Annotated in this window: 5 protein-coding genes; 3 read left to right on the plus strand and 2 right to left on the minus strand. The window is 37.1% G+C overall.

Features of this window, described 5'->3' with window-relative positions; genetic code table 11:
- Positions 1-554 precede the first annotated feature (554 nt).
- The 3 genes from QNJ50_RS03055 to QNJ50_RS03065 all read left to right on the plus strand — a co-directional run bounded on the left by QNJ50_RS03055 (position 555) and on the right by QNJ50_RS03065 (position 4,356).
- Positions 555-2,072: a hypothetical protein gene (locus tag QNJ50_RS03055; protein WP_300631848.1), complete on the plus strand. Its 1,518-nt coding sequence runs from the start codon at positions 555-557 to the stop codon at positions 2,070-2,072.
- A 330-nt stretch (positions 2,073-2,402) separates the two neighbouring features.
- Positions 2,403-2,741, plus strand: coding sequence for a DUF952 domain-containing protein (locus QNJ50_RS03060; protein WP_300631859.1), 339 nt, complete (start codon positions 2,403-2,405; stop codon positions 2,739-2,741).
- Positions 2,742-2,907: 166 nt separating this feature from the next.
- Positions 2,908-4,356, plus strand: a complete 1,449-nt coding sequence (locus QNJ50_RS03065) for a sodium/glutamate symporter (protein WP_300631851.1) — start codon at positions 2,908-2,910, stop codon at positions 4,354-4,356.
- Between the two features lie 327 nt (positions 4,357-4,683).
- Here the strand turns inward: QNJ50_RS03065 and QNJ50_RS03070 are convergent, their stop codons facing one another.
- Both QNJ50_RS03070 and QNJ50_RS03075 read right to left on the minus strand, forming a co-directional pair.
- A complete protein-coding gene (locus tag QNJ50_RS03070; RefSeq protein ID WP_300631853.1) occupies positions 4,684-5,790 on the minus strand; it encodes a sulfite exporter TauE/SafE family protein in 1,107 nt (368 codons plus the stop codon).
- Between the two features lie 876 nt (positions 5,791-6,666).
- Entirely contained in the window at positions 6,667-7,443 is a 777-nt protein-coding gene (locus QNJ50_RS03075; protein ID WP_300631854.1) for an SDR family oxidoreductase, read from the minus strand.
- Positions 7,444-7,708 lie beyond the last annotated feature (265 nt).

Raw genomic sequence — 7,708 nt, forward strand, 5'->3', positions numbered from 1 at the left:
CTTTCTTGAGTTTGCGAAACTTTTCACTTTCTCCATAAATATACTGGAGTCACAAGAAATTTTTTTTTGTGATTAGTGGTTTCAGTTGAATTATAAGGGCTTTACTCCCATATAGTCAGAAACATTTTAACAATAATTAAAAATCCCTGGATCGATTGTCCAATATTGATTGTGTCTTTTAAATAGCTGTGCAAAAGTCAATAGTTACTGGATTTAATTTACAAACAGAAACAATTCGCAACGTTTATCAACTTGTAGTTTTTGATTGATGTTCGATTTAATTCTCATAAATAAGTTCGTTGATTATGCTCTAGCTCTATTGTCTGTGGAGTATGAGCTTTAATTGCTTTTTGGTTATTGATTTTTTGATGTATTCAAAAAAACTATGAATCAGATGACAATGGAAAGGATAAAAATTTTATATTTTACTTCCGGATATGAAAAATGAACTATATTTCTGCTTTGGGGCTATATTTTGCTACCAATAAATTCAGACAAAATTAATACGAATAATTTGAATGATTATTAGTACTTGGAAATGTAAGGGAAAGCTGATGAACTCACCGTGGAAACAGGTCTTAACAAAACTTTTTCCAATGAGGGTCGATATTAATTTTTTTAAATATTTACTTTTGTTAATAATACTTGTCAATTTGGCAGGATGTGGGGGAAAAGCAACCGGGAAAAATGTGCCTGTTGATTTGAGTCGAATCAATGCAGGTTCGCAAGCAACCCATGGAAAACTTTCCCAACAGATTACAGAAGTTTCTCCACCAGTGGTTATTCAAAGGTTGCAGCAAGAATTAGAGGTACATCAACCGCAAGTCCAAATTGTAAATCCAAAACCGGAGGAAGTTTTACAAGATAATTTCTTAAAAGTTAAATTTTCAGTTAAAGATTTACCTGTATTCAAAAATCCCCAGTTAGGTCTTGGACCTCATTTACAAGTGATTTTGGATAACGAGCAATACCAAGAAGTTTACGATCTTGAGCATCCATTAGAGATCCCCAATTTATCCGCAGGAACTCATACTTTACGAGTATTTGCATCAACTCCTTGGTATGAAAGCTTTAAAAATGAAGGTGCTTATGACCAAGTAAAATTCCATGTTTTTACTAAGAGCGATCGCAACAATCCAGATCCGGAATTACCATTACTGACCTATTCTCGTCCGCAAGGTGATTATGGTGCAGAACCTATACTATTAGACTTTTACCTAACAAATGCTCCGTTGCATTTAGTTGCACGAGAAAAAGAGAATGAGAGAATAGGTGATTGGCGAATTCGTTGTACTGTTAACGGTGAGAGTTTTATTTTAGACCGTTGGCACTCACTTTATCTTCAAGGTTTCAAATCAGGTAAAAATTGGGTAAAACTTGAATTTCTTGATGGACAGGGTAATCCTGTAAAAAATGTTTTTAATAGTACCATCAGGACAATTACGTACGATCCCAAGGGTAAGGACACTCTTGCTCAAATTACCAGAGGCGAACTTAAAGCTGATGAATTGCTCTCAATTATCGATCCCAAATATTTGGTTAAGGAACCAGTAGTCAAGCCCGCACCTACTATTCAGCCAATACCCAAAGTTGAGGCTAAACCATCACCAGCAACAAAATCAGCACCGAAAGTTGAAACTGAAACCCAACAAGCAAAACAACCTGTAGTTTCTCCACCGGTAGCACCTTCTACACCAAAAGTCATTCCATCTCCAACACCTGAGGTAAAAGTAACTCCATCTCCAAGCGCACCATCATTCACGCCAAAAACACCAAAAGAAACTTTGCAAACTTCACCAAAAGTGATTAAATCTCCTACAGCCGAATCAGCATCTCAAACGACAAAACCTAACCCAGAAAAAATTACATCTGACAAAATTAAATCTGATGAGTCCAATAAAGAATTTAAACCAGAACCTAAAACTGAATTGGAATCCAAACCAAATTCTGAAACTGATACAAAAGTGACAGAAAAAACGGAAGTACCTACTAAGTCAGAGAAAGCAGATATTAAAGTTATTCCCCAATCTGACCAAAAAACATCTGTTATTGAAGAGAAATCAGTGAACTGAATATTTTCATCCAAAATGATATAGCAATCCTAAATCATTTGTGATAATCAATATTGTAGAGACGTGACATGTCACGTCTCTACAGAGTTTAGCAGTTGACAAATCAAATATGATTACTATATTTGGATTTTAGTTAGTAATATGGAGTGCGTTATGCTGCGTGCGAATGCACTCCAATCAAAATTAATACCTACATTTGCTATTAGAATCAGGACTTATGCAACGATAGCGGAAGCATGACGTTAGTCATGGGTAATGATGCAATTACGTTGATTTTGCGTAAGTCCTGAGAAATTTTTCTAGATTGCTTATATCTCAATGACTTATATGATGAATCAAATTTTTCATATTACCAAATCCACCGTGTGGGAAAAAGCAAAATCAACTGGGATTTATTGTAGCGATACCTTGGAGTCAGAAGGTTTTATCCATTGTTCGACTCGCTCGCAAATAGTCGAGGTCGCCAATCGGTTGTTCAAAAATCAACATAATTTAAAACTTCTTTGCATCATTCCCAGTAAAGTCAAACCAGAAATCCGTTATGAAGCTGTTGAAGGAGAAGAAATTTTTCCTCATATTTATGGCGCTTTAAACATTGATGCAGTATCAAAGATTGTTGACTTTGAACCTGGTGAAGATGGTTTATTTATATTACCTGCGAATATTTAGTCTTCAAATATCTAGGATTTAAATTAATTTTCAGAAAATATCATCTGATTTGCGGTAGATAATATATAATCTGCAATCTACACTTATAAGAAATATAAAAGATATGCAGATAAAACTATCCTGGGAGAGATTTCCATTGCTTTCTCAGTAATTACAGCAAAATACCATGTTTAGACTCATAGATGTTTTCTGGGCTTATATTTTTATCGCTGTATTAATTCTTGTAGGGCGCTTCATTAGACAGCGAATTAGAATTTTGCGATCGCTTTATATTCCAAGTTCTTTGGTAGCAGGCGCAATTGCTTTATTGTTAGGTCCAAGCGTTTTAGGTGCAATTGTTGCAGCGAATAATCCTGCTTCCCCTTTAGCAAACGGGCTTTTCCCCGAAGAAATTCGAACTGTATGGAGTCAATCACCCAGTATTTTTATCAATATAGTATTTGCGACCTTATTTCTTGGACAATCAATACCCGGTTGGCGAATGATTTGGCGTCAAGCTTCTCCCCAAGCAGCTTTTGGACAAACTTTAGGCTGGGGACAATATGTCATTGGTTTATTGCTCAGTATCACTGTATTAACGCCTGTTTTTAAGTTACCTCCCATTGCTGCAGCCTTAATCGAGGTGGGTTTTGAAGGAGGACATGGAACCGCTGCAGGTATGGCGCAGACTTTTGAGCAATTGAATTTCCCCGCAGGTAAAGACCTATCTTTAACTTTAGCTACGATTGGACTGGTAGGTGGTATTGTTGCTGGTACTTGGTTGATGAATTGGGGAAAAAGTACTGGACGTATTCAGATAGAACGTCAAGCAGAGATCGATTTGGGTATCGAGCAAAGTAAAGGGAATCAGATCAATCTAGAAGATTATTCAGATGTTGAAATAGCAAGAAAATATCTATTTCGAGATTTATTAATCGATCCAATATCCCTAAATTTTGGTTTTGTAGGATTAGCAATTGCTGTAGGTTGGTTGATACAGCAATCATTAATTTTAATTGAGTCTCTCACTTGGGGGAGGTCTGAAGGATTTAGATTGATGCCTTATGTTCCTTTATTTCCCATTGCCTTAGTCGGGGGAATTATAGTCCAATTACTTGTGGTGCGTGTTGGTAGCAGCTACATGATTAGCAGACCTTTGATGGAGCGAATTGGTGGATTAGCATTAGATATCACAATTATCACTGCTTTAGCCACAATTTCTTTAACTGCATTAGGGGAAAACTTACCAGCTATATTAATTTTGTCAGTAGCGGGGATTCTTTGGAATATATTCGTTTTCATTTTTCTCGCACCACGCTTGATTCCTTTTTATCCTTACGAAAGAGGATTGGGAGATCTGGGACAGTCAATGGGAGTGACTTCTACCGGTATATTGTTATTAAGAATGGTGGATCCAGATAATCGTTCCGGTGCATTCGAGTGTTTCGCCTACAAACAATTATTATTTGAACCAATACTTGGTGGTGGTTTATTCACTGCAGCTGCACCACCATTAATAGCAAGATACGGGCCATTTCCTATTTTATTATTGACCTCGGGGATGTTGGGATTTTGGCTAATTTTTGGCTTTTGGAACTGCAAGGAGCTACAAAAAGATTCACAAAATGATATCTAGTACCGCTGCGCGGAGGTCATTAGCGTACCGTAGGTAGCGCAGCCGCAACTAGAGCCTGCGTCCGTCGGCGGTTAGCCAAGGGCGTGTCCGTAGGACATAACAGACCGCGCTGGAGGCGTTAACGGATCCGTTCCCCAGGTAGCAAAGCTAAGGTAGCGCAGCTAGAGCCTGCGGCGTCGGCGGAGCCTCTAGTGGAGTATTAGCACTGCAACAGTATTATATTATCTAACTTCTAGATGTTATATATGGTTGCTTTATTCCCGCCGATCTGTACTAGTACGAATATCGGTATATCGAATCGAAATTCATTAGTGTTATTTAAACATATCAATATCTTGAACGGATAAAACTAGGAGCAACAGAAATTTTGCTTCTGTAAATTTTGCTTTTGTACATCCAATAATAAATTGATGAGAACATGGAAAATACAAATAAAGAATAACCAAAGAGCTTAGCATCTAGAGGAATAAGCAAAACAGAACTAGCTAATTCCATCAGGATCAAACCAATAACTATTCTGGTAATAGTTCTTCGTTCCATTAAGCTGGACAAAATAGCACCTGCTGGTGCACCAACCACAACTACTGGAACTGCAGCTAGCCAATAATCAGTTATGGGTTTGACAAAATCACCAACAAAATATTGATGAAGAATAAAACCAACCACAGCATTGATAGCCATTAAAATTACAGACGTTGGGGTACTTACTTTTTCGCACAAGCCAAATAGTAATACCATGATGGAAAAACCAACAATATCCATTCCACTACCAACTAAACCGCTGACTATTCCTCCCCAAAGTCCAGCTAATAGTGAAAAATATCGCTCTCTTTTTCCCCAAGTAGGAATAGCTAAATTTCGCGTTATTTTACTACGATTCAAAACAAATAAAACTACAGCAAAACTGCAGATCATCATTGTAAAAGAAAATTTGACTACATCTGGGGGTATAACTGGAGCAAGAAAAACCGAACTAAGGATGATTCCAGGAATACCTCCCAGACTTGTCCAACGGATAAACCGCCATTCTACTTTGGTTTTCATCGCCATGATCGTCAATGAAGCTGCACTCATACCTATACTTTGAATCGCTAGAGAAAATACTTTTGCTTCATTAGGAGGAACGTGAAGCACCTTTGTAAAAACTGGGAAAGCAACTGCTCCTCCACCCATGCTTGTACCACCCGCTACTATGGAGCCAAAAATCATAGTGACACTAGCTTCCCAATTCTCAGTCAAATTAGAAAGAGCGCGACTCGGACCAGCTACAGTTAACCATATAGTCCAAACTGCGATCGCAACAAATATACTTACTCCAATGAAGTTTTGAGAAAATAAAGTCTTACCTACATAAAAAAATAATTTGTAACTTGACTGGATCTGTTTTTTGAATTTGATTATTTTTGTTGGTTGAGTTTTCTGTGGTTTGAGCATATTTAATTTCTACACTAGCCAATTATTTTGATTAGAAACTACAACGAGAGTCGCAATGACAATGAAGAGATGAAAACCCAAAGTATGAAGCCTTATAACATTGATAATTGAGGATCATTTTCCTCTAACGAGGTTGCGATCGCTAACGATAAAAAATGAATTACGACTTACTTTCAATAGTTCAAATGGTACAACCTAAAAAGATATCTGAATCGAGCTATAAAAAGGATGATATCACCAGGAGAAAATACTACAGGCCATTACTTTGAGGTATGTCTTTTTTAATCGCTTTAAAGCTTATCATCGTTTTTTGTCAGGTTCTGATAGGCTCTTATGAATTAGGAAGATGTAAGAGAATACAAATCAAAAAATAAACTATCATAGCATTCGGCTTTTGCCGCTTTTCAAGTTGCACGTGCGGATCGCAGGATTTTGTGCTCATGTTGCAACAAAAATAGCTTACCCATACATTATGCTTAGTATTATGCCATCACTTTGGTATTGATGTTCTTTAGTTCTTCCCTTGCAGTTTAATTTAATTCACATTAGCCGTAAAAATTTCATTGTGTGCGCGAATTGGGTTGTTTCAAACCCCTATAACTTCGTTATCAAAATTTCACTTTATGCGCGAACACACATGATATCATGTCCGGTAAAACACTTACAATAAGGTTCGTAGTAGCGCTTGAGCGCCAATATCTTTACTATGGTGCTAAAGCGCTACTACAAACAAACATATTTTTTCATAAGTAATTAAGCGGACATGATATGATTCCGTGAAATTTTTCAACTTATGTGCGAACGTATGACATTTAAGGCTTTTCGTACATCTTCTAAAGCCATACCAACACCTCTATAATACCCTCTAAAAGAGGGTTAAGTTTGAAACTGTTTTTCTAATAGATTCAACAGAATTTTTTTTGGGAATATTAAAGGTAACTTGGTGATGAAATGAGATGCTATAGAACCAACTACAATATTTACGTGTCCTTTTTCTAGAGCTTTCAAGGCTTTGTTTACCACTTGTTCGGGGGTAGACAAAGTTTGACCATTACTTGCGAGTATAGTGGGAAACTTAGCTTCATTGAAAAAGTTGGTTTGTGTAGGTCCTGGACAAACAACCAAGACGCGCAACCCGAATTGACGATTTTCTGCCCATAATGCTTCGCTAAAGCTGCGAACAAAAGCTTTGCTGGCTGCATAAACTGAAAGATATGGCATTGGCATGAATGCTGCAATTGACGATATATTGATAATGCTTCCCGAACGTCGTTGGCGCATTTGTGGTAAAAATTTGTGAGTTAGATCGACCAACGCTATATTATTTAACTGCAACATTTTGATTTGGCGATCGCCATCGGTTTGAGTAAATTCACCATAGTCACCAAAACCTGCATTATTTATTAGTAAATCAACAGTCAATCCCTTGGCTTGAGTTGCATCGTAAACTTCTTGAGCCGCAGATGGTTCAGTTAAGTCTTTAACAATAACATTTACTTGAACTTTGTATTGCTCTTGTAACTGTTGAGCAAGAGCATTAAGCTTGTCTTGGGAACGTGCAACGATAATTAGATTTGTATTTTTTGCCGCAAGCTTTTGAGCAAAACATTTACCCATACCACCAGAAGCACCAGTAATCAAGGCTGTAGTCATTTTTACTAAAATATTATTTGTGAACTATCTAATACTAGCAATAATTAGGGCTTAGTTCGGGAGCACCCAATGAAGGTAAAAGCATTATGATTAAAGTAACGACAGTCCAAGGGTTTGAGCCTAGGATGTTGACTTACATCTTGCACCAATAAAAATTGATGTATTCTCATTACTCAGTATTAAGCATGAACGCTTAACTTAGCCCTAAAAATCAAGTAAAAGAATGTAGCTTTATTGCGGCGATTTTAAGGTTTTCGTGGTTTAT

The sequence above is a fragment of the Mastigocoleus sp. MO_188.B34 genome, assembly GCF_030065675.1.
Lineage (GTDB): Bacteria > Cyanobacteriota > Cyanobacteriia > Cyanobacteriales > Nostocaceae > Mastigocoleus.